Origin of the sequence: Acidovorax carolinensis (assembly GCF_002157145.1) — a bacterium.
GTDB lineage: Bacteria > Pseudomonadota > Gammaproteobacteria > Burkholderiales > Burkholderiaceae_C > Acidovorax > Acidovorax carolinensis.
On the sequence record NZ_CP021361.1, the window covers coordinates 1,578,375 to 1,603,542 of the forward strand.

Genomic DNA, 25,168 nt, shown 5'->3' on the forward strand with positions numbered 1-25,168 from the left:
GGACTCAGGGAGGACGACGCTTGGGCCACGGCTGCCACCGGGCGCAGGCACGGTGGCGGGGCATCAGGGCCGAAACTTCGGCGGACTGGAGCGACCGCGAGGGCCACGCCAGTGAGACATTTCGTCCCGGGTGGGGAGAATTACCTGCGCTGCAGGTTGTGAATCAGCCCTGAAGTATATGAATTCAGTGTTTTCGAGTCAAAACACTGGTTATTCAAAAAAACGTATAGGCGCAGGTACGCGGCATCCACGCGTCGCCGCCCGCTCCCGCCGCATGGCAGGCAGTGCTCCTGTTCCTCAGTATCGTTGCTACTAAAAAAATAGCTGCTAGCGCTTTATATATATACGCTAGCAGCCAATTTGACTGAAAATCAAGGCTCAATGCTTGTCGTGGCCGCTGTTGAGCAGCTTGTCGGTGTAGGCGATGGCCAATGCGCTGGTGAGGAAGACCACATGGATGATGGTCTGCCACATCAGCACCTTCACGTCGTAATTGGCGGCGTTGATGAAGGTCTTGAGCAGGTGGATGGAACTGATGCCGATGATCGACAGGCCCAGTTTCACCTTCAGAACCGACGCATTCACATGGCCCAGCCACTCGGGCTGGTCGGGGTGGTCGTCCAGGCCCAGCCGGCTTACAAAGGTTTCATAGCCGCCCACGATCACCATGATGAGCAGGTTGGAGATCATCACCACGTCGATCAGTGCCAGCACGACCAGCATGATCACGGTTTCGTTCAGCGAGGTGATCTGCACCTCGGGCTTGTAGCCGATGCTCGTCACCAGCGCCTGCAGCGCCGTCTGGCTGCCAAAAACGGCTTCGACCAGGTGCGACAGTTCCAGCAGAAAATGCCACACATACACGGCCTGCGCCGCAATCAGCCCGAGATAAAGCGGCAACTGGAGCCAGCGGCTGGCAAATATCAGCGCGGGCAGGGGACGCAGGGGAGACGGGGCTTTGGGCGTTGGGGTGGACATGAAGGCCTGTGCAGGAAATGGAATGACGCCGGATTTTAGGTTGCGCGCGGGCGCCCACGCTGTAAGCTGAAGTCCGTCAGTGGCTTGTAAGTGGGGTGGCAGACAGTACCGCCCAGTTCCATCAGACCCAGGAGACAACACCATGAGTTCGCCCAATTCCTCTATCGAGTCCGTGCTGGTTGAAAACCGCGTGTTCCCGCCCTCGGATGCAGTGGTCAAAGCCGCCCGCATTTCGGGCATGGCCGGTTACGAAGCGCTGTGTGCCGAGGCCGACAAGGATTTCGAAGGCTTCTGGGCCCGCCTGGCGCGTGAGAACCTGCAGTGGACCAAGCCCTTCACCCGCACCCTGGATGAATCGAATGCGCCGTTCTTCCAGTGGTTTGCCGATGGCGAACTCAACGCATCGGCCAATTGCCTGGACCGCCACATCGGCACCGCCACCGAAAACAAGACGGCCATCATTTTCGAGGCCGACGATGGCGCCGTGACCCGCATCACCTACAAGGAACTGCTGGCCCGCGTGAGCCAGTTTGCCAACGCCCTCAAGGCCCATGGGGTGGAAAAGGGCGACCGCGTGCTGATCTACATGCCCATGACGATCGAGGGCGTCATCGCCATGCAGGCCTGTGCGCGCATTGGCGCCACGCACAGCGTGGTGTTTGGCGGCTTCAGTGCCAAGGCGGTGCACGAGCGCGTCATCGATGCGGGTGCCGTGGCCATCATCACGGCCAACTACCAGATGCGCGGCGGCAAGGAGCTGCCGCTCAAGGCCATCATCGACGAAGCGCTGGCCACAGGCGGCTGCGACACCGTGCGCAACGTGTTTGTGTACGAGCGCACGCCCACCGCATGCAACATGGTCGAGGGCCGCGACAAGACCTTCGCCCAGGCACTGGCCGGCCAGAGCACCGACTGCCCGCCCGTGGCCGTGGGCGCCGAGCACCCGCTGTTCATCCTCTACACCTCGGGCTCCACCGGCAAACCCAAGGGCGTGCAGCACAGCACGGGCGGCTACCTGCTGTGGGCCAAGCTCACCATGGACTGGACGTTCGACCTGCGTCCCGACGACATCTTCTGGTGCACGGCCGATATCGGCTGGATCACGGGCCACACCTATGTGACCTACGGCCCGCTGGCCGCTGGCGCCACGCAGATCATCTTTGAAGGCATTCCCACGTTCCCGAATGCCGGGCGCTTCTGGCAGATGATCGAGCGCCACAAGTGCTCCATTTTCTACACCGCCCCCACGGCCATCCGCTCGCTCATCAAGGCGGCCGAGGGCGATGCGGCAGTGCACCCCGCACGCTCCGATCTGTCGAGCCTGCGCATCCTGGGCAGCGTGGGTGAGCCCATCAACCCCGAAGCCTGGATGTGGTACTACAAACATGTGGGTGGCGAGCGTTGCCCCATCGTGGACACCTTCTGGCAAACCGAAACCGGTGGCCATGTCATCACGCCGCTGCCCGGCGCCACGCCGCTGGTACCCGGCAGCTGCACGCTGCCGCTGCCCGGCATCACCGCTGCCATCGTGGACGAAACGGGCAACGACGTGGCCAATGGCGCGGGCGGCATCCTGGTCATCAAGCGCCCCTGGCCCAGCATGATCCGCACGATCTGGAATGACCCCGAGCGCTTCAAGAAGAGCTACTTCCCCGAAGAACTCAAGGGCTACTACTTGGCCGGCGATGGCGCCGTGCGCAGCGCCGACCGCGGCTACTTCCGCATCACCGGCCGCATCGACGACGTGCTCAACGTCTCTGGCCACCGCATGGGCACGATGGAAATCGAATCGGCCCTGGTCTCCAAGACCGATCTGGTGGCCGAGGCCGCCGTGGTGGGGCGCCCGGATGATTTGACCGGTGAGGCCATCTGCGCCTTCGTCGTGCTCAAGCGTTCGCGCCCCACGGGCGAGGAAGCCAAGCAGATCGCCAACGAGCTGCGCAACTGGGTGGCCAAGGAGATTGGGCCCATTGCCAAGCCCAAGGACATCCGCTTTGGTGACAACCTGCCCAAGACCCGCAGCGGCAAGATCATGCGGCGCCTGCTGCGCAGCATTGCCAAGGGTGAAGCCATCACCCAGGACACCAGTACGCTGGAAAACCCCGCAATTCTGGACCAGTTGTCGCAAACCAACTGATCCAGAGGGCGCTGTGCACACAGCGCCAGCGGGCAGCGCTTGTCGGATTCGGGGGCACTCATATCGCGCAGCGATGTGACGTGACCACAAAATCCTCTTTGTTCGGTCACCGCGCGTCATCGAAGCGATGGACACACTGATCCAGAAGGGCGCCGTGGTCGCCCGAGCGCATGTGCTTGCGCTGTAGGACGGCGCCGGTTCATTGGCAGACCTCCATGCTGTTGGGGTGGCCATGAGGTACAACACAGCATCCGCATCCCGGCCATCTTGGCTGGGGTGACGCCTGTTTACCGGAGTACTTTCATGCAAATGCGATCGACCCTCTTGCTTATCATCGTGCTGGCCATCGCCGCCCTGGCTGCGCTGAATTGGGACCTGCTGGCCGCTTCTTCCATGGTTTCGGTGGGGTTGATGACCTTCGAGGCCCCCTGGGCTTGCTGATGCTGGGCCTCACCACGCTGCTGGGCGTGTTCGGCGTGGCATACGTGCTGTCTTTGCAGGGCTCGGTGCTGATGGAGGCTCGCCGCCACACCAAGGAAATGCAGGCCCAGCGCGAACTGGCCGACAAGGCCGAGGCGTCGCGTTTTACCGAACTGCGCAGCTTTCTCGAAGCCCAGCATGTTCAGGCCCATGCAGCGTTGCTGGAGCGCCTGAACAACCTGGAGTCACACCTGACGGCACGGGCTGAAGAATCTGACAACACCACGGCCGCCTATGTGGGGCAACTGGAGCAACAACTGCGGGGCCGCCCGGGAAGCGGCATGGTGTGACGGAGGGCAGCGCCAAAAACAAAAGCCGCGCTCCCTGATGGGAAGGCGCGGCCAGAGGATGCAGAGCCGTAACTCCGCAGCGGCAAATTGCCGAATTAGTTCTGCGTCAGAACCCAGGCAGCCAGCTTCTTGCTGTCGGCTTCAGAAACCTGGGCATTGGCCGGCATGGGAACAGGACCCCACACGCCAGAACCACCCTTGATGATCTTGGCGGCCAGCTTGTCCACCGCGTCTTTTTGTCCGGCGTACTTGGCAGCCACATCCTTGTAAGACGGGCCAACCATTTTCTTGTCCACTGCATGGCAGGCCATGCAGTTTTTCGATGTTGCCAAGGCCAAGTCAGCCATTGCGGGAGCTGCGACCGACAATGTCATGGCAAGAGTGATCAGGGTGCGCTTCATGGTGGGGTTTCCTGCGGTTGAGTTACAGTGCTTATAACGAAATTGTAGTGACTTGGGTTGACTTTGCCATGCCTTTTGTCAATTCATTCATCGAATGTGCGCTTTTTGGAGTTGAACATGTATTTGTTGGTCCTCGGTCTCGTCCTGTCATTGCTGAAATACCTTGAAGTCGGACCGGTTGCCGCGTGGTCGTGGTGGTGGGTGTTGTCGCCGTTTGCCATCACGGCCCTGTGGTGGGCATGGGCCGACGCCACGGGTTACACCAAGCGCAAGGCCATGGAAAAGATGGACCAGCGCAAGCAGGACCGCATCAACAAGCACAAGGAAGCCCTGGGCATTCAGCCACGCAAGCCGCGTTGAATCGAGCGCCAAGTGCATTTCTGCGCTTGTGTGCTGGAGAGTGCTTGGCAAGTGCCTGCGCAAGTTTGCATCACCCCCATGAACAGCGCCCGGAGCACTATGCACCGGGCGTTTTTGTATGTCGGGAGCTATCAGCGCAGAGCGCTTCGCGCGCGCGCAGGCTCGACCGTTCGGGCGGACTGATCAATCAATAAGCGTCCAGCACCGCCCCCTTGCTGGCACTCGACGCGTTGAATGCGAACTTGGCCTGTACGCCGCGCGTGTAGCGCGGGGCGGGGCCGTCCAGCCAGCGCGGCGCCTGGCGATCTCTTCTTCGCTCACGTTCAGCTCCAGCAGTAGCTGGCGGGCGTCGATGGTGATGCTGTCACCCTCGTTGACGAAGGCAATCGTGCCGCCGGCTGCGGCTTCGGGCGCGACGTGGCCGACCACCATGCCCCAGGTGCCACCCGAGAAGCGGCCGTCGGTGATCAGGCCCACGCTCTCGCCCAGGCCGGCGCCGATCAGGGCACCCGTGGGGGCCAGCATCTCGGGCATTCCGGGACCGCCCCTGGGACCCAGGTAGCGCAGCACCATGACGTCGCCCGCTTTGATCTTGCCCGCCAGGATGGCTTCCAGCGCCGATTGCTCGTCGTCAAACACGCGGGCCGGGCCGGTGATGACGGGGTTCTTCAGGCCCGTGATCTTGGCCACGGCGCCTTCGGGGCTCAGGTTGCCCTTGAGGATGGCCAGATGGCCCTGGGCGTACATGGGGTCGCTGATGGGGCGGATCACGTCCTGGTCGGCGCGCGGCTGGTCAGGCACGTCCCTGAGCACTTCGGCAATCGTCTTGCCTTCGATGGTGATGCAGTCGCCGTGCAGCAGGCCCGCATTCAGCAGAATTTTCATGACCTGCGGAATGCCGCCCGCGCGGTGCAGGTCTACGGCCAGGTACTTGCCGCTGGGCTTGAGGTCGCACAGCACAGGGGTCTTCACGCGCACGCGCTCGAAGTCGTCAATGGTCCATTCCACGCCTGCCGCGTGCGCAATGGCCAGGAAGTGCAGCACCGCGTTGGTCGAGCCGCCTGTGGCCATGATGACGGCCACGGCGTTCTCGATGGATTTGCGGGTCACGATGTCGCGCGGCTTCAGGTCTTTCTTGATGGCCTCGATCAGCACCTTGGCTGACTCCCTGGCCGAGTTCATCTTCTCGTCGTGCGGGTTGGCCATGGTGGACGAGTAGGGCAGGCTGATGCCCAGGGCTTCGAACGCGCTGCTCATGGTGTTGGCGGTGTACATGCCGCCGCACGAACCGGTGCCGGGGATGGCGCGTTTTTCGATTTCCTTGAGGTCAAAGTCGGTGAGCTTGCCCGCCGCGTTCTCGCCCACAGCCTCGAACACGCTCACGATGTTCAGGTCCTTGCCCTGGTAGTGGCCGGGCAGGATGGTGCCGCCGTACACGTAGATGGCGGGCACGTTGGCGCGCAGCATGCCCATCAGGCCGCCGGGCATGTTCTTGTCGCAGCCGCCCACGACCAGCACGCCGTCCATCCACTGGCCGCCCACGCAGGTCTCGATGCAGTCGCTGATGACCTCGCGGCTCACCAGGCTGTATTTCATGCCTTCGGTGCCCATGGCCATGCCGTCGCTGATGGTGGGGGTGCCGAACACCTGGGCGTTGCCGCCCGCTTCCTCGATGCCTGCGATGGCCGCGTCCGCCAATCGTTGCAGGCCGCTGTTGCAGGGCGTGATGGTGCTGTGGCCGTTGGCCACACCCACCATGGGTTTCGAAAAATCACCTTCTTCATAGCCCATGGCGTAGTACATGGAACGGTTGGGCGCGCGCGACTTGCCTTGCGTGATGTGGGCGCTGCGGTGGTTGATGGGCTGGATGGGAATGGATTTTGGGGCGACCATGGTTTGTCTCGTTGTGGAATGGATCGGAAAGGGGCCTTTGAAGCCCTGGGCGTTCGCTGTGCCAGTGTGAACCGGCCAGGGGTGGGGTTGAGGCCGCCGTGCCCATCACCCCACGGGCAGGTCGGAGATAATTGCCCGGACTCTGCCCCCTGATTCCCGCCCAACCCTTTACCTCACATCACGATGCCTGTTTACCGCTCCAAAACCTCTACCGCCGGTCGCAACATGGCAGGTGCGCGCTCGCTCTGGCGTGCCACCGGCATGAAGGACGACGATTTTCAAAAGCCCATTATTGCGGTGGTCAACTCGTTCACCCAGTTCGTGCCCGGCCATGTGCACCTGAAAGACCTGGGCCAGTTGGTGGCACGCGAGATTGAAGCGGCGGGCGGTGTCGCCAAAGAGTTCAACACCATTGCCGTGGACGATGGCATCGCCATGGGCCACGACGGCATGCTGTATTCGCTGCCCAGCCGCGACATCATTGCCGACTCGGTGGAATACATGGTCAATGCGCACTGCGCTGACGCCATGGTCTGCATCTCGAATTGCGACAAGATCACGCCCGGCATGTTGATGGCCGCCATGCGCCTGAACATCCCCGTGGTGTTTGTCTCTGGCGGCCCCATGGAGGCCGGCAAGGTCAACAAGACCGACCCCACCACCCACGCCGTCACCTTCAAGAAGCTCGACCTGATCGACGCCATGGTGATGGCGGCGGATGACAAGGTGTCGGACGCCGACGTGGCCGAGATCGAGCGCTCTGCGTGCCCCACCTGTGGCTCGTGCTCGGGCATGTTTACCGCCAATTCGATGAACTGCCTGACCGAGGCGCTGGGCCTTTCGCTGCCGGGCAACGGTACCGTGGTGGCGACGCACGCCGACCGTGAGCAGCTCTTCAAACGCGCCGGCCGCCTGGTGGTGGAGCTGTGCAAACGGTATTACGAACAGGAAGACAGCCGCGTGTTGCCACGCTCCATGGGCTTCAAGGCGTTCGAAAACGCCATGACGCTGGACATTGCCATGGGCGGCTCGACCAACACCATCCTGCACATCCTGGCGATTGCGCAAGAGGCTGAAATCGATTTCACGATGGCCGACATCGACCGCTTGTCGCGCGTTGTGCCGCAGCTGTGCAAAGTGGCGCCCAACACGGACAAGTACCACATCGAAGACGTGCACCGCGCGGGCGGCATCATGGCCATCCTGGGTGAGCTGGACCGTGCCGGAAAGCTGCATACCGACACGCCCACCGTGCACGCCAAAACCATGAAGGATGCGCTGGACGAATGGGATATTGCCCGCAACCCGTCGGATGCGGTCAAGACCTTCTACATGGCTGGCCCCGGCGGCGTCCCTACGCAGGTTGCCTTCAGCCAGAACGCGCGCTGGCCCAGCCTGGACCTGGACCGCGCCAAGGGCTGCATCCGCTCGGGCGACCACGCCTTCTCGCAAGAGGGGGGGCTGGCCGTGCTGCGCGGCAACATCGCGCTGGACGGCTGCGTGGTCAAGACCGCCGGTGTGGACGACTCGCTGCTGGTGTTCGAAGGCACGGCGCATGTAACCGAGTCGCAAGACGAGGCCGTGGCCAATATCCTGGCCGACAAGGTCAAGGCCGGTGACGTGGTCATCGTGCGCTACGAAGGCCCCAAGGGCGGTCCCGGCATGCAGGAAATGCTGTACCCCACCAGCTACATCAAGTCCAAGGGCCTGGGCAAGGCCTGTGCGCTGCTGACCGATGGCCGCTTCTCCGGCGGCACCTCGGGCCTGTCCATCGGCCACGCCTCGCCCGAGGCCGCTGCTGGTGGCGCGATTGGCCTGGTGAAGAACGGCGACCGCATCCGCATCGACATTCCCAACCGGTCCATCAACGTGCTGGTGTCGGATGAAGAGCTGGCCCGCCGCCGCGCCGAGCAGGACAAGCTGGGCTGGAAGCCCGCGCAGCCGCGCCCGCGCAAGGTGTCCGCCGCGCTCAAGGCCTACGCCAAGCTGGTGATGTCGGCCGACAAGGGTGCCGTGCGCGACCTGTCGCTGCTGGACTGATACCCCGGCGCGCAGGCGCCGTGTGCCCGAACCCGCCGGACCACCCGCTGGCGGGTTTTCTTTTTTTGCGCTCTTTTATTAATAGCTTGAAGCGCTTGATACAAAAGCGCTGAGGGGCAATTTTCCTAGTAATTGCCAGGCATTGCCACCCAGGGTCACGGCCCCGTGCGCCGCGCCGGGCACAATACCGCCCACCATGCTGACTTACCCGCACATCGATCCCGTTGCCCTGCAAATCGGCCCCTTGGCCGTCCACTGGTACGGCCTCACCTATCTCGCAGCCTTTGGCCTGTTCATGCTGCTGGGCATCCGCCGCCTGCGCCATGAACCCTTTGCATCCATCACCGGGCCGGGCGCCTGGTCGCGCAGGGATGTCGAGGACATTCTTTTTCTGGGCGTGGTCGGTGTGGTGGTTGGGGGACGGCTGGGCTACTGCCTGTTCTACAAACCGGGTTACTACCTCACCCATCCGCTGGAGATCTTTGCCGTGTGGCAGGGCGGGATGAGCTTTCATGGCGGACTGCTGGGCGTGATTGCAGCCATGCTGTGGTTTGCCCATTCGCGCAAGCGCCCCTGGCTGCAGGTGGCCGATTTCGTGGCGCCCTGTGTGCCCACGGGTCTGGCGGCCGGGCGGGTGGGCAATTTCATCAATGGCGAGCTGTGGGGGCGTTTTGCCAGCCCCGATCTGCCCTGGGGCATGGTCTTCGCGCACAGCGGCTCGATGCAGCCGCGCCATCCCTCGCAGGTGTACCAGTTCTTGCTGGAGGGCCTGCTGCTGTTTGTGCTGCTGTGGCTGTATGCCCGCCGTGAGCGCCGCCAGGGCCAGGTGGCGGCGGCGTTCTTGGTGGGCTACGGCATCTTCCGTTTCATTGCTGAGTATTTCCGCGAACCCGATGCCTTTCTGGGGCTGCTCTCGCTGGGTATGAGCATGGGCCAGTGGCTGTGCCTGCCCATGATCGCGGGCGGCGTAGGCCTGTGGGTGTGGGCGCAACGCCAGCCCGTAGCGCCACGGAATGCGCCACGTAAATCCACATGAAATATGCCGCTGGCGCTATTGCATCAAGCGCTGGCAGCTATTAAAATCATAGTTACTGCCGCGCGCTGAGTTCGGCCACCTGCTGGCGCAGGGCGGCGTTCTCGGCCGTCAGCTCGGCCACGCGTTGCTGCAGGGCGGCCACCGTGTCAGGTTCCGCGTCACCCGCTGGCGCCACTGTTTCTTCGCGCGGCTTTCGCTTGGCGTCACGCACGCGCTTGGCCGCCTGCTTGAGTTCGTCCTTGCCGGCGATGGCTGCCGCCACCTGCTCTTCGGCCGGCAGGCTGGCCACGGCGGCGGCGGCATTGAGCGAGATGGTGCCGGACTTGACCGCCGCCACCAGTTCGGGGGCCGCCTGCTTGCGGATTTTCTCGATCATCACCACCTGGCTGCTGCTCAATCGCGCAGCCCGGGCAATGGCTTCGCGGCTGTTCAGGGGGGCGGGCGCCAGCTCCAGGGTAGCGGGGGCCTGTGGCTCGGCGTTGCCTGCCGTTTCGTCGTGCTTGGTGGGCGTTGGCGCAGGGCCGGCGGCTGCCAGGGCAGCGGCGCGCCGCTCGGCCACGATCTCGCGTTTGCGCAGTGCCAGCACGCCGCGCTGAAAGTCCGAAACGCTGCGCCGGCCCAGGTGCTGGTCAATCATCCACAGGTGTACGTCTTCCATCGACTGAAAGCGCGTGTTCTGTACCGTCTGGAACTGCAGGCCATGCTTTTGGCAGATGCCATAGCGGTTGTGCCCGTCCACCAGCACATCGCCCCACAGCACCAGGGCGTCGCGGCATCCCTCGGCCAGCAGGCTGCGCTCCAGGGATTCATGCTCCTCCGGGGTCAGGGGGTCGATATAGGCTTTGAGGTCTTCGTTGATGACGATGTTCATGGATCGCGATGTGGGGGAGCAGGGCAGGGGCGGCATTGTAGGTGCACGGTGCGCCTCACCGGCAAGGGTGGCCTGCGAGCCGGCCAGGTGGGCAGACAAAACGGCAAGCTGGCAAGGTGCCCCACATCACACTGCGGGTCGCCATGTTGCTTTGGCGCATCGGCTGGCGACCTTGATGGAGCCTGCTGGTAAGCCCTGATGTACTTTTGGCGTGTCATTTCCAATAATTACGAGAAATTACGTCTAATGCACCGCGTTGAGGTCATGTTTGATGGGGTTGCGAGACGATAAGACGCTGGGCTCCTGCTGAGGTGTGTGCCACCCGCAGGTGCTCCGGCCAACCCAGGAGCCTTTGCCCGCCATGCGCACCGTTCCCAATTCCCTGCACGACGAAGCCGCATCGCGGCTGCGCGAGCAGATTTTTGCGGGATCGTTGCCGCCGGGCAGTTTCCTGGACGAGGCCGCCCTGTGCGAGCGGCTGGCCATATCGCGCACCCCGCTGCGCGAGGCGCTCAAGGTGCTGGTGGCCGAAGGCTTGCTGCGCCACGAGCCGCGCCGCGGCTGCTTTGTGGCCGAGGTCACCGAGCGCGATCTGGACGAAATCTTCCCCGTGATCGCGCTGCTGGAGGGCCGCGCTGCGCATGAGGCCACCTGCCGGGCAGGCGATGCCGATGTGGCGGCGCTGGAGGTGCTGCACCTGCGCCTGCAGCAGTGCGCTGCCGAGGGGCGCATTACCGACTACTACGTGGCCAATCACGCCATCCACGAGGCCTTCATCACGCTGGCGAACAACCGCTGGCTGGCCCAGGTGATCGGTGATTTGCGCAAGATATTGCGCCTGGCCCGCTTGCAGCAGTTGCATGCGCCGGGTCGCCTGCAGCAAAGCCTGGCAGAGCACCTGGCGGTGTTTGACGCCCTCAAGCGCCGCGACAGCGACGCCGCCGAATCGGCCATGCGCACCCATCTGCTGCACCAGCGCGAAGCGCTGCGTGACGTGGCCCGCAATCAGCAATCCAGGTTGAACCCATGACCAACACCACCGAATGGATTACCCGCAGTGTCTCGCGACTGCGTTCCGGCGCAGCCTCCGCCGACAAGGCGACCAAGGCGCCCAAAGCCGCACCCGACAAGCAGGCCCCCAATGGCGCCGCCAAGGCGCCCGTGCCGCGCTCCACCCATGAGCGACTGCAGGCCACGCTGCGGCGCGGCAACGAGTCCCTGTCGCCGCGCGCCCTGCGCCGCCTGCTGGCCGATCTGCAGGAAGTGGTGGCCCCGCAAGTCAGCGAGCTCGAGGGCGGACGCCGCGCCCAGGCTGTGGCCGCGTGGTATAGCCAGGCAGAGCCCGAAGAGCGGCGCGACATGTGGCTGCTGCTGTGCGAGCAGTTCGCGCCCGATGCCACGCGCTTTCAGTCGGCACGCCAGCGCTACGAAGCCGCCGCCGGCACGGCCGACGAAATGCAGGCCGAAATCAGCCTGCGCCGGTCACTGGTGTCGCCGCGCACGCGGCTGATGCAGCGCTTTGCGGTGTTCCCCGAGGGCATGCGCTTCCTGGTGGACCTGCGCGCCGAGCTGCTGCCCCAGCTCAAATCCGACAAGCGCCTGGTGGCCCTGGACGCCGACCTGGAACACCTGTTCTCCACCTGGTTTGACGTCGCTTTTCTGGAACTGAGGCGCCTGTCGTGGGACTCGCCAGCCTCGCTGATCGAGAAGCTCATCAAGTACGAGGCCGTGCACGACATCCGCAGCTGGGCTGACCTGAAGAACCGGCTCGATAGTGACCGCCGTTGCTATGGTTTTTTTCACCCGCGCCTGCCCAACGAGCCGCTGATTTTTGTGGAAGTGGCATTGGTGGACCGCATATCCAGCAGCATCACGCCGCTGCTGGACGAGGCGGCGGCACCGGCCGACCTGAAAAAAGCCACCACCGCCATCTTCTATTCGATCAGCAACACGCAGCCAGGGCTGCGCGGCGTGAGCTTTGGCGATTCGCTCATCAAGCATGTGGTGGAAACGCTGACGGCCGAGTTTCCGCGCCTGCGCACCTTTGCCACGCTGTCGCCGATTCCGGGCTTTCGGGCCTGGCTGGGCAAGAACGCCGGGGCCATGCTGCAGCGCCTGGACGACAAGCGCCGCGCCGAACTGGGTCGTGCTGTGGGTGCCGAGCCGCCACTGGCCGCGCACCTGCTTGCCGCAGCGGACAAGGCATTGGAGCTTGATGCGCGCTCGCCCGTGCGCCAGGCCTTGGTGGAATGTGCCGCTTACTATCTGGGCCGCGAATTGCAGGACGGCAAGCCCGTGGATGCGGTGGCGCGTTTTCACCTGGGCAACGGCGCCCGTGTCGAACGCCTCAACTGGGCCGGCGACCCTTCGGCCAAGGGAATGAAACAATCGTATGGCCTGATGGTGAACTATCTGTACGACCTCAAACGCATCGACAAGCACCGCGGCATGCTGGCGCAAGGCAAGGTACCGATGTCGGGGGACATCGACAGCCTGTGCCGCGGTTGATGGGCAACACGCAGGCGTTTTCTCTTTCCACTTTTACAACGACGACAGGAGACGAAATGAAACAACACAGCATGCAACGCCGCACGTTGCTCGCAGGGGCCGCTGCCACGGGACTGGCCATGGCTTCGGGCGGAAGCTGGGCGCAGGCAGCGTGGCCAGTCAAGCCGGTGAACTTGGTGGTGCCGTTTCCCGCAGGCGGCGGCACCGACGCCTTTGCGCGACCGCTGGCCGCGCAGTTTTCCAAGGTCACGGGCAAGACGCTGGTGATTGACAACCGGGGCGGGGCGGGCGGCACCGTGGGCGCCAGCTACGCGGCCAAGGGTGCCCCCGATGGCTACACCCTGTTCATGGGCGCGGTGCACCATGCGATCGCGCCATCGATGTACCCCAAGCTCGACTACGACATCGAGAAAGACTTCATCCCCCTGGCGCTGCTGGCCAATGTGCCGCAGGTGCTGGTGGTCAACCCCAAGGCCGTGCCGGTCGGCAACTTCCAGCAGTTCCTGGAGCACGTCAAGCGCAACCCCGCCAAGCTCAACTACGGTTCGGCGGGCGCTGGCACCTCGCACCATCTGGCCGGCGAGCTGTTCAAGCAGCAGACGGGCACGTTCATCACGCACATTCCGTACCGCGGTGCCGGTCCGGCGCTGCAGGACCTGATTGCCGGCAACGTGGACATGATGTTCGACGGCCTGGGTTCATCGGCCACGCACATCAAGAGCGGCCGCATCAAGGCGCTGATGGTATCGGGCAGCCAGCGCAACCCGGCCTTTCCCGATGTGCCGTGCGCCGCCGAGGTGGGCCTGCCCGACTACACCGTCACCACCTGGTACGGCCTGTGGGCGCCCAAGGGCACGCCGGCCGATGTGCAGGCGCGCATCATCGAAGACATCCGCCGCATCGGCACCGCGGACGAAATCAAGGCCATCTGGGCCAGCAACGGTGCTGACTACGGTGGCATGACGCAGGCGCAGTTTGCAAAATTCGTCAGCTCTGAGGTCCGGCGCTGGGCGCAGGTGGTAAAGGCCGCCGGCGCCAAGCTCGACTGAATAAGAAAGGCACTGCATGCCCGGGGAAGTTGTCGCGGCGCGGGCCGCAGGAGCGGCCGGCGATGCGGGTGTGGTGCAGGTCACGCTGCGCCACACCGGCCGGCTCAACGCGATGTCGCGCGCCATGTGGCGCCAGCTTCGCTCTGTTTTTGAGAGCATTCAGCGCAATCCTGATGCGCGCTGCGTGCTGATTGAAGGTGCAGATGGTGCCTTCTGCGCCGGCGGTGACATTTCGGAATACCCGGCATTCCGTTTTGATGCTGCGGCGTTGCGCGACTTCCACGAGAACGACGTCTGGGGTGGCCTGCAGGCCATGCTCCAGTGCGATGTGCCCATCGTGGCGCGCATCGACGGCGCCTGCATGGGCGCTGGCGTGGAGATTGCCAGCTGCTGCGATATCCGCATTGCGGGCACCAGCGCGCGCTTTGGCGCCCCCATCGCCCGGCTGGGCTTTCCCATGGCGCCGCGGGAAGCGCAGCTGGTGGCGGGTGCGGTGGGCGATGTCACAGCGCGCCAGATGCTGCTGGAGGCCGCCACCTTTTCTGCGTCCGACATGCTGGCGCGTGGATTTCTGAGCCGCGTCACCGAGCCGGCCCTGCTGGCCGCCGATGCCCTGGGCACGGCCTGCCGCGTGGCCGCCCTGGCACCACAAGCCGCACGCATGAACAAACAGACATTTCGGGCATTGAAATCGCCTGTAACGCCCTATGGTAAAGCGCAAGCAGCTATTGAAAACATAGTAAACGGCACGCCCGACCCCTACGCCTATGCCGACAGTGCCGAGCACCACGAAGGCATCGCGGCCTTCCTGGCCAAACGTCCCCCTGTTTTCTGACTCGCCATGAAACAACCAAACCACAACGCCAACCTGTTTTGCGCCCTGCGCGCCGCTTTTCCCCGCGATCTGGACCAGATCGCTGTAGAAACCACCTCGCCCCAGGGCGAACCGCTGCTCTATACCTGGCGCGACCTCGACCATGCCAGTGCCCGCATCGCCAATCTGCTCGCTTCGCTCAAGCTGCCAGAGGGCAGCCGCATCGCGGTGCAGGTGGAAAAATCGGTCGAGGCCATGCTGCTGTATCTGGCCACGCTGCGCGCGGGCTATGTGTTTTTGCCGCTCAACACGGCCTACCAGAGCGGCGAGATCGAATACTTTGTCGGCAATGCCGAGCCCGCCGTGGTGGTATGCACGCCCGGCAACTTCGGCTGGGTTTCCAAGATTGCCTTCAAGGCCGGCACGCAGCATGTGTTCACGCTGGGCGACGACCGCACGGGCAGCCTGCTTGAGCGCGCCGCGCACCAGGCCGACGATCACCAGCCTGTGGTCAAGCAGGTGGATGACCTTGCCGCCATCCTCTACACCAGTGGCACCACGGGCCGCAGCAAGGGGGCCATGCTGACGCACGGCAACCTGCTGAGCAACGCCGTGACGCTGAAGGACTACTGGGGCTGGACGGCTACCGGAGGGCCTGACGGCCGCGGCGACGTGCTCATCCACGCGCTGCCCATCTTCCATGTGCACGGCCTGTTCGTGGCCATCCACGCCGCGCTGCTCAACGGCAGCAAGATGATCTGGATGGCGAAGTTCGACCCCAAGGCCGTGCTGGCGGCCATGCCGCGCGCCACCGTGTTCATGGGCGTGCCCACGCTGTATGTGCGGCTGCTGGCCGAGGCAGGACTGAACAAGGACGCCACGAAGAACATGCGCCTGTTCATCGCAGGCTCGGCGCCGTTGCTGATCGAGACCTTCAATGCCTGGCGCGAGCGTACCGGCCACACCATTTTGGAGCGCTACGGCATGAGCGAGACGATCATGCTCACGTCCAACCCGTACAGTGCCGACGCGCGCCACGGTGGCCAGAGCGAGCGGCGCGGCAGCACCGTGGGCTTTCCGCTGCCGGGGGTGGGCTTGCGCGTGGTCGATGACGCGGGCAAGGCCTTGCCGGTGGGCGAGATTGGCAACATCCAGGTGCAGGGCCCCAACGTGTTCAAGGGCTATTGGCGCATGCCCGAGAAGACGGCCGAAGAGTTCACCCAGGACGGCTGGTTCAAGACGGGCGATGTGGGCAAGGTGGACGAGCGTGGTTATGTGAGCATCGTGGGGCGCAGCAAGGACCTCATCATCAGCGGCGGCTACAACGTCTATCCCGCAGAGATCGAGAGCGCCATCAACGACATGCCGGGCGTGGCCGAAAGCGCGGTGGTGGGTGTGCCGCATCCCGATTTTGGCGAGGTGGGCGTGGCAGTCGTCATCGCCAAGCCGGACGCAAAGCTCGATGGCGAGGCCATCGTGGCGCAGCTCAAGTCGCAGCTGGCCAATTTCAAGATTCCCAAGCGCTGCTTTGTGGCAACCGAGCTGCCGCGCAACACCATGGGCAAGGTGCAAAAGAACCTGCTGCGCGAGCAGCACAAGGGGCTGTTTGCCTGAGCGTCGGTCCGCCGTTCATGGAAAACGGGGCCTCAAGGGCCCCGTTTTGCTTCATTTTTAATAGCTGATGGCGCTTTTTGTATAAGCGCTAGCGGCATATTCTGTGCTTAACGCAGCACCAGCACCGGAATGTGCGAGTGCGTGAGCACATGCTGCGTTTCGCTGCCCAGCAACAGGCGCTTGATGCCCTTGCGGCCGTGCGAGGCCATGACGATCAGGTCGCACTTGTGTTTCTTGGCGGCAGAGATCACGGCTTCGGCCACCAGGTCGGACTTGGCCACCACGGCCTTGACCGTCACGCCTTCGGCGCTGCCCTGGGCCTTCACCTTGTCCACGAGTGCCTGGGCCGCGTCGCCCCATTGCTGCTCGATGCGCTTCACGTCAATCATGTCCACCGGCATGCCGCCTTCGAAATAGCTGCGCGGGTAACGTGGAACCACCTTCAGTGCCACCACCGTGGCGCCCGACAATGCGGCCAGCGAAAGGCCGGTTTCAACCGCCTTGTTGGAAAGTGCTGAACCATCTGTGGCAACCAGAATGCGTTTGTACATGCTTGACTCCTCGAAATTGGGATTGTTAGAGCTTAAAGAGGACCATGGTTTGCGGCTTGATCCATGTCAATGTACGTGTCATGCTTCGTCTGTAGGCTCGAACCATGTCCACGAACTCCTCCACTTTGCCAGATATGGCGGCCCATGTGCTGCTGGATGACCCGCAGGAGTGGTCCGCGTTCGGGCGCCTGCGCCGGCCGGCGGGCAGTGGTGCCCAGGATGCGGTGGCCGCGCAGGATGCTCCTGGGGTGCTTGCCCCCGTCTCGCCCGGTGCGGTGTGGGAGTCGAACGTGGTGCTGGAGGGCATGCATTGCACCGCCTGTGCCCTCACCATCGAAGACGCGCTGCGCGCGGTTCCCGGTGTGGAGCAGGTGGATGTGAGCGCCGCCACGCACCGCGCCCGTGTGGTGTGGCGGCCGAGTCAGGTGCTGCCGTCGCAGTGGATGGCCGCAGTGCAGAAAGCGGGTTACCGGGCCTTGCCGGCGATGGATGCCCATGCGCGCGAGCAGCGCCTGCGCGAGAGCCGGCTGGCGCTGTGGCGCTGGCTGGTGGCGGGCTTTTGCATGATGCAGGTCATGATGTATGCGTGGCCCGCCTACGTGGCGCAGCCGGGCGATCTGACCGGTGAAATGGAGCAGCTGTTGCGCTGGGCTTCCTGGGTGCTGACGCTGCCTGTGGTGTTCTTTGCCTGCGGCCCGTTCTTTACCAGCGCGCTGCGCGACATCCGCCTGCGCCGCATCAGCATGGACCTGCCGGTGGCCCTGGGCATGGGCATCACGTTCGTCGTGAGCACCGCCGGCACATTTGACCCTGCGGGGATCTTTGGCCGCGAGGTCTATTACGACTCGCTGACCATGTTCGTCTTTTTCCTGCTGACGGGCCGCTGGCTGGAGCTGCGCCTGCGGGACCGCACGGCCGGTGCCCTCGAGGCCGTCATGAACCGCCTGCCCGACAGCGTGGAGCGGCGTAGGGCCGACGGTGCCTTTGCGCGCGTGGTCACGCGCCGGCTGGCCGTGGGGGACACCATTCGCGTGCTGCCGGGCGAGGCTTTTCCTGCCGATGGCTGCATCACGCGGGGCAGCACCCAGGTCGACGAGGCCCTGCTCACGGGGGAGTCCACGCCCGTGGCGCGGCCCCTTGGCAGCCAGGTGACGGCGGGCAGCTACAACCTGCAGGCTCCGGTGGAGGTACTGGTGCAGGGCATTGGGGGCCAGACCCGATTTGCCCAGATTTTGGCGCTGATGGAAAGCGCTTCGCTGCAAAAGCCGCGCCTGGCCCAGCTGGCGGATCGGATTGCACGGCCGTTTCTGCTGGCCGTGCTGCTGGCGGCCGGATTGGCGGTGGCCTGGTGGTGGCCGTCCGACCCGGGGCACGCATTGATGGTGGGTGTGGCCGTGCTTATCGTCACCTGCCCCTGCGCCTTGTCGTTGGCTACACCGGTGGCCATGCTGACGGCGGCCGGCACGCTGGCCCGCCACGGCGTGCTGGTGCGCAACCTGCAGGGGCTGGAGGCCCTGGCCAGCGTGGATACCCTGGTGTTCGACAAGACCGGCACGCTCACCCGCGACGGCATGGCTGTGCAGACCGTGCGCTGCGCGCCGGGGCTAAGCCGGGACGATGCCTTGGCGCTGGCGGCTACGCTGGCGCGGCAATCCATGCATCCTGCCTCCCGCGCCATTGTGGAAGCGGCGCCAGTGACGAGTGCGCGCTGGAGCGCCGCGGCTCTGCGCGAGGATGCCGGCCTGGGGTTGACTGCCGAAATACACGACGCACAGGACGCTGTTCCCCCGCGTTTGCTGCGGCTGGGCTCGGCCCGCCATGCCGGCGTGGCTGCGCAGGACGGCGGAGAGGCGCTGCAGGTGGTGCTTTCGGGGCAGGGGAGCGATGGCCAATTCACCGAGCTGGCTCGGTTCGATGTCACCGAGGACGTGCGGTCCGAGGCCCCCGACGTGGTGCGTGCCTTGCAGCAGGCGGGAGTTTCCGTGCAAATCCTGTCGGGAGACCGGCTGGGTGCGGTGCAGCGGGTGGCGGCGCAGGCGGGCATAGCCCAGGCCCAGGGCGAATGTACCCCCCAGGACAAGCTGGCCGCCCTGCAGCGGCTCCAGGCTAAGGGGCACCATGTGGCCATGGTGGGCGATGGCCTGAACGATGGCCCGGTGCTGGCCGGGGCGAATGTGTCGTTTGCCTTTGGCCGCGCGGTGCCGCTGGCCCAGGCGCGCGCTGATTTTGTGGTGCTGGGCGGCAGCCTGTCGCTGGTTCCGCAATCTGTGCTGCTGGCGCGCCTTACCCTGCGTGTGGTGAGGCAGAATCTGGGATGGGCTGCGGGATACAACGCGGTGTGTGTTCCCTTGGCACTGGTCGGCTGGATGCCGGCTTGGCTGGCGGGGCTGGGCATGGCACTCAGTTCGCTGCTGGTGGTGCTGAACGCTGCCCGGTTGTCGCGCGCCCTGCCGGGCATGGCGGGAACGAACCAGCCAGAGCCCGTGAAAGGCCCAGACCCAATGACCTCTGCTTCCCAATCTTCTCTGGAGCCGGTCTGATGGACATCCTTTATTTGCTGATCCCCTTGTCCGTCATCTTGGTCCTGATGGTTCTCGCGGGCCTGTGGTGGGCGATCTACCACGGCCAGTTCGAGAGTGTGGAGCAAGAAGGCGAACGCATTTTTCGGGACGATTGACATGCATCAATGTTGAATAACCCTACTTGAACAAAACTATTCCGGTAATAAAACGAGGTGCCCGATGGATTCTCCAAAAACAATGACTGCGCACTACAGCGACACGGTTGTGCGTCAGTTTTCTATCATGGCCGTGGTATGGGGGGTGGTTGGCATGCTGGTGGGCGTATTCATCGCCGCCCAGTTGGCTTGGCCAGAACTCAATTTCGGCATTCCCTGGCTGAGCTACGGGCGCTTGCGTCCGCTGCACACCAACGCGGTGATCTTTGCGTTTGGTGGTTGCGGACTGTTCGCCACCAGCTATTACGTAGTGCAGCGTACCTGTCAGACGCGCCTGTTCGCGCCTTCGCTGGCTGCGTTCACGTTCTGGGCCTGGCAACTGGTCATTGTGGCGGCGGCGATCAGCTTGCCCCTGGGCTACACCCAGGGCAAGGAATATGCTGAGCTGGAATGGCCGATTGACATCCTGATTGCGGTGACCTGGGTGTCCTATGCCATCGTGTTTTTTGGCACCGTGGGTACGCGCAAGGTCAAGCACATCTATGTGGCCAACTGGTTCTTCGGTGCCTTCATTCTGGCGGTGGCCTTGCTGCACATCGTCAACAGTGCATCCATTCCTGCCGGCTTCATGAAGAGCTATTCGGCCTATGCGGGCGTTCAGGATGCGATGGTGCAATGGTGGTACGGCCACAATGCCGTGGGCTTCTTCCTCACCACGGGCTTCCTGGGCATGATGTACTACTTCATCCCCAAGCAGGCGGGCCGTCCGGTTTACAGCTACCGCCTGTCCATCGTCCACTTCTGGGCGCTGATCTTCACCTACATGTGGGCAGGCCCACACCACCTGCACTACACCGCGCTGCCAGACTGGACGCAATCGGTGGGCATGGTGTTCTCTCTCATCTTGTTGGCCCCCAGCTGGGGCGGCATGATCAACGGGATCATGACCCTGTCGGGCGCATGGCACAAATTGCGTGACGACCCCATCCTGCGTTTCCTGATCGTGTCGCTTTCGTTCTACGGCATGTCCACGTTCGAAGGCCCGATGATGTCCATCAAGACCGTCAACGCCTTGAGCCACTACACCGACTGGACCGTAGGCCATGTGCATTCCGGTGCCTTGGGCTGGGTGGGGTTGATCACGATGGGCTCGCTCTACTACCTGGTTCCTCGTCTGTTTGGCCGGGAAAAGATGCATTCCATCAAGGCGATTGAGCTGCACTTCTGGATGGCCACCATCGGCATCGTGCTGTATATCGCCGCGATGTGGATTGCCGGCGTGATGCAGGGCCTGATGTGGCGTGCCATCAATGCGGATGGCACCTTGACCTATACCTTCGTCGAAAGCGTCAAGGCCACCTATCCGTTCTATGTAATCCGTGTGGCCGGCGGTCTGCTGTATCTGGGCGGCATGATCATCATGGCCTGGAACGTGTGGGCAACCGCTATTTCGGGTCGTTCTGTCAAGGTGGCCATCCCCGCCGTGAACGCTGCCCACGCCTGAGCCCCAAGGAGCCTATTCATGTCTGACAACAACCAAAATGCTTCTGGCGGCTTCACCCACGAGAAGGTGGAAACCAATAACTTCCTGATGATCGTGCTGATTCTGCTGGTGATCGCCATTGGCGGTCTGGTGGAAATCGTGCCCCTTTTCTTCCAGAAGTCCACGACCGAGGCGGTCAAGGGCGTGGAGCCCTATAGCTCCATGCAACTGGTGGGCCGCGACATCTATATCCGCGAGGGTTGCTACAACTGCCACTCGCAGATGATCCGTCCGTTCCGCGCCGAAACCCTGCGCTATGGCCACTACTCGGTGGCTGGCGAGTTTGTCTATGACCACCCCTTCCAGTGGGGCAGCAAGCGCACGGGCCCCGATCTGCATCGCGTGGGTGGCAAGTACAGCGATGAATGGCATCGCATCCATTTGAACAATCCGCGTGACGTGGTGCCAGAGTCCAATATGCCCGCGTATCCGTGGCTCGAGAAGAACGCCATTGATCCGGCGGATGTGGCTCCACGCATGAAGGCTTTGCGGACTGTCGGCGTACCTTACACCGACGAGCAGATCGCAGCGTCTGCCGCCGACGTCAAGGGCAAGACCGAGCTGGATGCCCTGGTTGCGTACCTTCAAGTCATGGGCCGCGCGCTCAAATAAAGGAGATTTGCCATGGACATCACGACCATGCGCATCGTCGCCACTTTGGCATCGATGGCCTGCTTTATTGGCATCTGGGTTTGGGCCTACAGGGGCCGCAACAAGTCCCGGTTTGATGAGGCAGCCCGGCTGCCTTTCGAGCAAGATTGACCTTTACCAGAACGAGAACACCCCATGAGTGACTTCACCAGCAATTTCTGGTCGGTCTTTGTGACCACGCTGACCCTGGTCGGCATCATCGCCTGCGGCATCCTGCTTTGGATGGCAGGCCGCAAGAAGGTGATGGCCACATCCGACAACACCACCGGCCACGTTTGGGACGAGGACCTGGTCGAAATGAACAACCCCCTGCCGCGCTGGTGGGTGTGGCTGTTCGTCATCACCATCATCTTCGGTCTGGGCTATCTGGCTGCCTACCCCGGTCTTGGCACCTTCACGGGCAAGTTGAACTGGACGCAAAAGGGTGAATACGAGGCCGAAATGGCCAAGGCCAAGACGGAAATCGAACCACTGTATGCACGCTTCGCGTCGATGAAGCCGGAAGACGTCGCGGTCGACCCGCAAGCCCATGCCATTGGCGAGCGCCTGTTCATGAACAACTGCGCCCAGTGCCACGGTTCGGATGCGCGCGGCAGCAAGGGATTCCCCAACCTGGCAGACACCGACTGGCTGCATGGCGGCACCCCCGAGAAAATCCGCGAAACGCTGGAAAAGGGGCGCATCGGCAACATGCCTCCCATGGCTGCCGCAGTGGGTTCGCCGGAAGATGTGCGCAATCTGTCGCATTACGTGCTGAGCCTGTCGGGCAGTCCGCATGATTCTTTGCGGGCATCGCTGGGCAAGTCCAAGTTCGTCTCATGCGCCGCCTGCCACGGCATGGACGGCAAGGGCAACCAGGCGCTGGGCGCGCCCAACCTCACGGACGACATCTGGTTGCACGGTTGGGGCGAAGCGGCCATTACCGCCATGATCAACAATGGCAAGGTGAACCAGATGCCTGCGCAAGCCGACAAGTTGACCGACGCGCAGATCGGCGTGTTGGCATCGTATGTATGGGGCTTGTCCAACAAGCCCGTAGCAGCCCGCTGAAATCGGGGCGACCCTGCCGCATCCCGCTGGGGTCGCCCTCTGAAGTGTTCGTTTTTCTGCCTCCACCGCCTGCACCATGACATCATCTGACAGGCCTCCGCGCAAGGTCATCCCCATTGCGGCGGCCACACCCGAGCCATCGGCAGAGGGTGAATTCGTTTCCCTCTACGAAGCGCAAAAGAAGATTTATCCGCGGTCGATCAGCGGGTACTTTGCGCGCTGGCGCTGGGTCATGGTGTTTCTTACGCAGCTCGTTTTTTATGGGTTGCCGTGGCTTGAGTGGGGCCAGCGCCAGATGGTGCTGTTTGATCTGGGTGCCCGCCGGTTTTATATTTTCGGATTGGTTCTGTATCCGCAGGATTTCATCTACCTGACGGGGTTGCTGATTATCTCGGCGCTCTCGCTGTTTCTGTTCACTGCGGTTGCCGGTCGGTTGTGGTGCGGGTTTGCGTGTCCACAGACGGTCTATACCGAGATTTTCATGTGGATAGAGCACAAGATCGAGGGTGATCGCAGTGCGCGTCTGCGACTGGATGCGAGCCCCTGGACGTTTGAAAAGATCCGCAAGAAGTTCTTGAAGCAGGCCGTGTGGGTGGCAGTGGCACTTTGGACCGGTTTTACCTTTGTCGGTTATTTTGTGCCGATTCGGGAGCTGGGTCCTGAGCTGTTGGCTTTTTCCGGCGGCTGGCAGATTTTCTGGGTGTTTTTCTACGGATTCGCCACCTACGGCAATGCCGGCTTCATGCGGGAACAGGTGTGCAAATACATGTGTCCCTACGCCCGTTTCCAGAGCGCAATGTTCGATCGGGACACGCTCATCGTCACCTACGACGAAGCCCGTGGCGAGCCGCGTGGTCCACGAGTCAAGACCGTGGACTACAAGGCCAAGGGCTTGGGCGATTGCATCGATTGCACCTTGTGTGTTCAGGTTTGTCCCGTGGGCATCGACATCCGCAAGGGCCTGCAGTATGAATGCATCGGCTGCGGTCTTTGTGTGGATGCATGCAACACCGTGATGGACAAGATGCATTACCCCAGGGGGTTGATCCGTTATTCGACCCAAAATGGTGTCCTGCATCGCTGGAGTCAGTCGCAAATTTTGCGACATGTCTTGCGTCCTCGCGTGCTCATCTACACCGCGGTTCTGATTGCCTTGTGTGTGGGCATGTTGGCCAGCCTGGCAACACGCACCCCCTTGAAGGTCGATATAGTGCGTGACCGTGCTGCCTTGTCCCGCATTGTTGCGGGCGGTAAGCTCGAAAACGTGTATCGGTTGCAGATCATGAATGCCACAGAGGCTGCGCAGCGCTATCGCATTGCAGCGAGCGGGCTCGATGGCCTTGAAGTGGCATCGGAGCGGGAGATTGAAATTGGTGCCGCAGAATCCCGCTGGGTGGCTGTGCGGCTCCAGATACCCTATGGATCGGCCGCTCCGGGCTCTCACACGATTCATTTCGATATTTCGGCACCGGAAAGCGGTGGCAAAGTTACCGAGAAATCCATTTTCCTGGTGCCACGTTAGGTGAAGGTCGCTTAATGGCTCCAGGGCGTCTTGCGAACTGTATTGCTGACAAGCTGAGAAATTTTTATGTCATCCAGCCCCGTTGTTACTCCTAAATCGCAGCCCTGGTGGAGATTTGGTCATGTCTGGCTGGTGATTGCCGGGCCGGTCATTGTGGTGATCGCCGGCTTTGTCACGCTGTGGCTGGCTGTCAGTCGGCCTGACCCCGTCGTAGAGGAAGACTATTACCGCAAGGGAATTGAGATCAACCAGACGCTCGCGCAGCCTGAAAAAAGTTTGGCTCCCGCAGTCAAGGCCCGTAACCACGCGGCGACACCTGCTGGGGATCAACCTCGCTGAGCTTTGATGCTAGCCTGGTGTAGGCAAATCCCCTCAGCAAAACCTTAGGAGACAACACAATGTGGACGCAACGCCTGATGTGGATTGCATGGCCTGCCTTTTTGGTAGCAGGCGTTCTGGAAATGCTGGTTTTCGCCATGGTGGATCCGCAGGATCTGCATTGGTTTGGTCAGCCGTTGACGCTGTCGCGCCAGGGCGTTTATACCCTTGCGTTCTTTGTTTTCTGGATCATTACCATGGTTGCCAGCGCGCTGACGACCCTGCTGTCTATGTCACCCTTTGAACTCAACCGCTGCCCTGTGGCCCCGCAGGCACGCCCGGATGATTGTCACAAGGCTTCATCGTGCCCCTAAGAGGCACATTT

The 25,168-nt window shown here is 62.9% G+C and carries 22 protein-coding genes and 2 pseudogenes; 19 read left to right on the plus strand and 5 right to left on the minus strand.

The window, feature by feature from the left end; translation table 11 throughout:
* Positions 1-378: 378 nt before the first annotated feature.
* Positions 379-978 (minus strand): TIGR00645 family protein, encoded by a 600-nt coding sequence (locus tag CBP34_RS07445; protein ID WP_086912009.1) that lies wholly within the window; start codon positions 976-978, stop codon positions 379-381.
* A gap of 142 nt (positions 979-1,120) precedes the next feature.
* On the opposite strand from CBP34_RS07445, the gene acs reads away from it, so the two are divergent.
* Positions 1,121-3,115, plus strand: a complete 1,995-nt coding sequence (acs, locus tag CBP34_RS07450; RefSeq protein WP_086912010.1) for an acetate--CoA ligase — start codon at positions 1,121-1,123, stop codon at positions 3,113-3,115.
* Positions 3,116-3,418: 303 nt separating this feature from the next.
* Positions 3,419-3,885: pseudogene (locus CBP34_RS07455) on the plus strand (LapA family protein).
* A gap of 95 nt (positions 3,886-3,980) precedes the next feature.
* Here the strand turns inward: CBP34_RS07455 and CBP34_RS07460 are convergent.
* Positions 3,981-4,286: a c-type cytochrome gene (locus tag CBP34_RS07460; RefSeq protein WP_086927059.1), complete on the minus strand. Its 306-nt coding sequence runs from the start codon at positions 4,284-4,286 to the stop codon at positions 3,981-3,983.
* 117 nt (positions 4,287-4,403) lie between these two features.
* Between CBP34_RS07460 and CBP34_RS07465 the strand changes: the two genes are divergently transcribed.
* On the plus strand, positions 4,404-4,646 hold the full coding sequence (locus CBP34_RS07465; RefSeq protein ID WP_094099102.1) for a TIGR04438 family Trp-rich protein: 243 nt from the start codon (positions 4,404-4,406) through the stop codon (positions 4,644-4,646).
* Between the two features lie 187 nt (positions 4,647-4,833).
* Here the strand turns inward: CBP34_RS07465 and ilvD (CBP34_RS07470) are convergent.
* Positions 4,834-6,539: pseudogene (gene ilvD, locus CBP34_RS07470) on the minus strand (dihydroxy-acid dehydratase).
* Positions 6,540-6,722: 183 nt separating this feature from the next.
* On the opposite strand from ilvD (CBP34_RS07470), the gene ilvD (CBP34_RS07475) reads away from it, so the two are divergent.
* Together ilvD (CBP34_RS07475) and lgt are read left to right on the plus strand one after the other, a co-directional pair.
* Positions 6,723-8,579: a dihydroxy-acid dehydratase gene (gene ilvD, locus CBP34_RS07475; protein ID WP_086912014.1), complete on the plus strand. Its 1,857-nt coding sequence runs from the start codon at positions 6,723-6,725 to the stop codon at positions 8,577-8,579.
* Between the two features lie 196 nt (positions 8,580-8,775).
* Positions 8,776-9,615 carry a prolipoprotein diacylglyceryl transferase gene (gene lgt, locus CBP34_RS07480; protein WP_086912015.1) on the plus strand — a complete coding sequence of 280 codons (840 nt, stop codon included), beginning with the start codon at positions 8,776-8,778 and terminating at the stop codon, positions 9,613-9,615.
* A gap of 52 nt (positions 9,616-9,667) precedes the next feature.
* Here lgt and CBP34_RS07485 read toward each other — a convergent pair whose 3' ends face one another.
* Complete coding sequence (locus CBP34_RS07485; protein ID WP_094097670.1) at positions 9,668-10,486, minus strand: plasmid replication/partition related protein; 819 nt, start codon at positions 10,484-10,486, stop codon at positions 9,668-9,670.
* Between the two features lie 361 nt (positions 10,487-10,847).
* On the opposite strand from CBP34_RS07485, the gene CBP34_RS07490 reads away from it, so the two are divergent.
* From CBP34_RS07490 to CBP34_RS07510, 5 genes are read left to right on the plus strand one after another with little or no spacing between them, the layout of a single operon-like run.
* Positions 10,848-11,516: a GntR family transcriptional regulator gene (locus CBP34_RS07490; RefSeq protein ID WP_094097671.1), complete on the plus strand. Its 669-nt coding sequence runs from the start codon at positions 10,848-10,850 to the stop codon at positions 11,514-11,516.
* Positions 11,513-12,994, plus strand: a complete 1,482-nt coding sequence (locus CBP34_RS07495; protein WP_094097672.1) for a malonyl-CoA decarboxylase — start codon at positions 11,513-11,515, stop codon at positions 12,992-12,994. Before CBP34_RS07490 ends, CBP34_RS07495 begins: the two co-directional genes overlap by 4 nt.
* 56 nt (positions 12,995-13,050) lie before the next feature.
* Entirely contained in the window at positions 13,051-14,043 is a 993-nt protein-coding gene (locus CBP34_RS07500) for a Bug family tripartite tricarboxylate transporter substrate binding protein (RefSeq protein ID WP_094097673.1), read from the plus strand.
* 16 nt (positions 14,044-14,059) lie between these two features.
* Positions 14,060-14,878, plus strand: a complete 819-nt coding sequence (locus tag CBP34_RS07505) for an enoyl-CoA hydratase/isomerase family protein (RefSeq protein WP_086927067.1) — start codon at positions 14,060-14,062, stop codon at positions 14,876-14,878.
* A 6-nt stretch (positions 14,879-14,884) separates the two neighbouring features.
* Entirely contained in the window at positions 14,885-16,471 is a 1,587-nt protein-coding gene (locus tag CBP34_RS07510) for a malonate--CoA ligase (protein ID WP_086927068.1), read from the plus strand.
* A gap of 107 nt (positions 16,472-16,578) precedes the next feature.
* On the opposite strand, the gene CBP34_RS07515 is transcribed toward CBP34_RS07510, so the two are convergent.
* The gene (locus tag CBP34_RS07515) at positions 16,579-17,022 is read right to left on the minus strand and encodes a universal stress protein (RefSeq protein ID WP_026435695.1); all 444 of its coding nucleotides are present in this window, start codon (positions 17,020-17,022) and stop codon (positions 16,579-16,581) included.
* Between the two features lie 104 nt (positions 17,023-17,126).
* Between CBP34_RS07515 and CBP34_RS07520 the strand changes: the two genes are divergently transcribed.
* From CBP34_RS07520 to CBP34_RS07560, 9 genes are all read left to right on the plus strand, one after another.
* The gene (locus CBP34_RS07520; protein ID WP_094097674.1) at positions 17,127-19,562 is read left to right on the plus strand and encodes a heavy metal translocating P-type ATPase; all 2,436 of its coding nucleotides are present in this window, start codon (positions 17,127-17,129) and stop codon (positions 19,560-19,562) included.
* On the plus strand, positions 19,562-19,699 hold the full coding sequence (ccoS, locus tag CBP34_RS07525) for a cbb3-type cytochrome oxidase assembly protein CcoS (protein ID WP_086912023.1): 138 nt from the start codon (positions 19,562-19,564) through the stop codon (positions 19,697-19,699). The genes CBP34_RS07520 and ccoS overlap by 1 nt, the downstream gene beginning before the upstream one ends.
* Positions 19,700-19,763: 64 nt before the next feature.
* Positions 19,764-21,203, plus strand: coding sequence for a cytochrome-c oxidase, cbb3-type subunit I (ccoN, locus tag CBP34_RS07530; RefSeq protein WP_086927070.1), 1,440 nt, complete (start codon positions 19,764-19,766; stop codon positions 21,201-21,203).
* An 18-nt stretch (positions 21,204-21,221) separates the two neighbouring features.
* The gene (gene ccoO, locus CBP34_RS07535) at positions 21,222-21,854 is read left to right on the plus strand and encodes a cytochrome-c oxidase, cbb3-type subunit II (RefSeq protein WP_086912025.1); all 633 of its coding nucleotides are present in this window, start codon (positions 21,222-21,224) and stop codon (positions 21,852-21,854) included.
* Between the two features lie 12 nt (positions 21,855-21,866).
* The gene (locus CBP34_RS07540; RefSeq protein ID WP_026435691.1) at positions 21,867-22,004 is read left to right on the plus strand and encodes a cbb3-type cytochrome oxidase subunit 3; all 138 of its coding nucleotides are present in this window, start codon (positions 21,867-21,869) and stop codon (positions 22,002-22,004) included.
* Between the two features lie 24 nt (positions 22,005-22,028).
* On the plus strand, positions 22,029-22,943 hold the full coding sequence (ccoP, locus tag CBP34_RS07545) for a cytochrome-c oxidase, cbb3-type subunit III (RefSeq protein WP_086912026.1): 915 nt from the start codon (positions 22,029-22,031) through the stop codon (positions 22,941-22,943).
* 76 nt (positions 22,944-23,019) lie between these two features.
* A complete protein-coding gene (gene ccoG / locus CBP34_RS07550) occupies positions 23,020-24,465 on the plus strand; it encodes a cytochrome c oxidase accessory protein CcoG (RefSeq protein ID WP_094097675.1) in 1,446 nt (481 codons plus the stop codon).
* A gap of 66 nt (positions 24,466-24,531) precedes the next feature.
* A complete protein-coding gene (locus CBP34_RS07555; protein ID WP_086927072.1) occupies positions 24,532-24,804 on the plus strand; it encodes a FixH family protein in 273 nt (90 codons plus the stop codon).
* Positions 24,805-24,863: 59 nt separating this feature from the next.
* On the plus strand, positions 24,864-25,157 hold the full coding sequence (locus CBP34_RS07560) for a hypothetical protein (protein ID WP_094097676.1): 294 nt from the start codon (positions 24,864-24,866) through the stop codon (positions 25,155-25,157).
* Positions 25,158-25,168 lie beyond the last annotated feature (11 nt).

What these genes read in the sequence shown, in the direction of transcription:
- CBP34_RS07445 (WP_086912009.1), bottom strand. Translation starts at nt 978, where the DNA reads ATGTCCACCCCAACGCCCAAAGCCCCGTCTCCCCTGCGTCCCCTGCCC.
- acs (WP_086912010.1), top strand. Translation starts at nt 1,121, where the DNA reads ATGAGTTCGCCCAATTCCTCTATCGAGTCCGTGCTGGTTGAAAACCGC.
- CBP34_RS07460 (WP_086927059.1), bottom strand. Translation starts at nt 4,286, where the DNA reads ATGAAGCGCACCCTGATCACTCTTGCCATGACATTGTCGGTCGCAGCT.
- CBP34_RS07465 (WP_094099102.1), top strand. Translation starts at nt 4,404, where the DNA reads ATGTATTTGTTGGTCCTCGGTCTCGTCCTGTCATTGCTGAAATACCTT.
- ilvD (WP_086912014.1), top strand. Translation starts at nt 6,723, where the DNA reads ATGCCTGTTTACCGCTCCAAAACCTCTACCGCCGGTCGCAACATGGCA.
- lgt (WP_086912015.1), top strand. Translation starts at nt 8,776, where the DNA reads ATGCTGACTTACCCGCACATCGATCCCGTTGCCCTGCAAATCGGCCCC.
- CBP34_RS07485 (WP_094097670.1), bottom strand. Translation starts at nt 10,486, where the DNA reads ATGAACATCGTCATCAACGAAGACCTCAAAGCCTATATCGACCCCCTG.
- CBP34_RS07490 (WP_094097671.1), top strand. Translation starts at nt 10,848, where the DNA reads ATGCGCACCGTTCCCAATTCCCTGCACGACGAAGCCGCATCGCGGCTG.
- CBP34_RS07495 (WP_094097672.1), top strand. Translation starts at nt 11,513, where the DNA reads ATGACCAACACCACCGAATGGATTACCCGCAGTGTCTCGCGACTGCGT.
- CBP34_RS07500 (WP_094097673.1), top strand. Translation starts at nt 13,051, where the DNA reads ATGAAACAACACAGCATGCAACGCCGCACGTTGCTCGCAGGGGCCGCT.
- CBP34_RS07505 (WP_086927067.1), top strand. Translation starts at nt 14,060, where the DNA reads ATGCCCGGGGAAGTTGTCGCGGCGCGGGCCGCAGGAGCGGCCGGCGAT.
- CBP34_RS07510 (WP_086927068.1), top strand. Translation starts at nt 14,885, where the DNA reads ATGAAACAACCAAACCACAACGCCAACCTGTTTTGCGCCCTGCGCGCC.
- CBP34_RS07515 (WP_026435695.1), bottom strand. Translation starts at nt 17,022, where the DNA reads ATGTACAAACGCATTCTGGTTGCCACAGATGGTTCAGCACTTTCCAAC.
- CBP34_RS07520 (WP_094097674.1), top strand. Translation starts at nt 17,127, where the DNA reads ATGTCCACGAACTCCTCCACTTTGCCAGATATGGCGGCCCATGTGCTG.
- ccoS (WP_086912023.1), top strand. Translation starts at nt 19,562, where the DNA reads ATGGACATCCTTTATTTGCTGATCCCCTTGTCCGTCATCTTGGTCCTG.
- ccoN (WP_086927070.1), top strand. Translation starts at nt 19,764, where the DNA reads ATGGATTCTCCAAAAACAATGACTGCGCACTACAGCGACACGGTTGTG.
- ccoO (WP_086912025.1), top strand. Translation starts at nt 21,222, where the DNA reads ATGTCTGACAACAACCAAAATGCTTCTGGCGGCTTCACCCACGAGAAG.
- CBP34_RS07540 (WP_026435691.1), top strand. Translation starts at nt 21,867, where the DNA reads ATGGACATCACGACCATGCGCATCGTCGCCACTTTGGCATCGATGGCC.
- ccoP (WP_086912026.1), top strand. Translation starts at nt 22,029, where the DNA reads ATGAGTGACTTCACCAGCAATTTCTGGTCGGTCTTTGTGACCACGCTG.
- ccoG (WP_094097675.1), top strand. Translation starts at nt 23,020, where the DNA reads ATGACATCATCTGACAGGCCTCCGCGCAAGGTCATCCCCATTGCGGCG.
- CBP34_RS07555 (WP_086927072.1), top strand. Translation starts at nt 24,532, where the DNA reads ATGTCATCCAGCCCCGTTGTTACTCCTAAATCGCAGCCCTGGTGGAGA.
- CBP34_RS07560 (WP_094097676.1), top strand. Translation starts at nt 24,864, where the DNA reads ATGTGGACGCAACGCCTGATGTGGATTGCATGGCCTGCCTTTTTGGTA.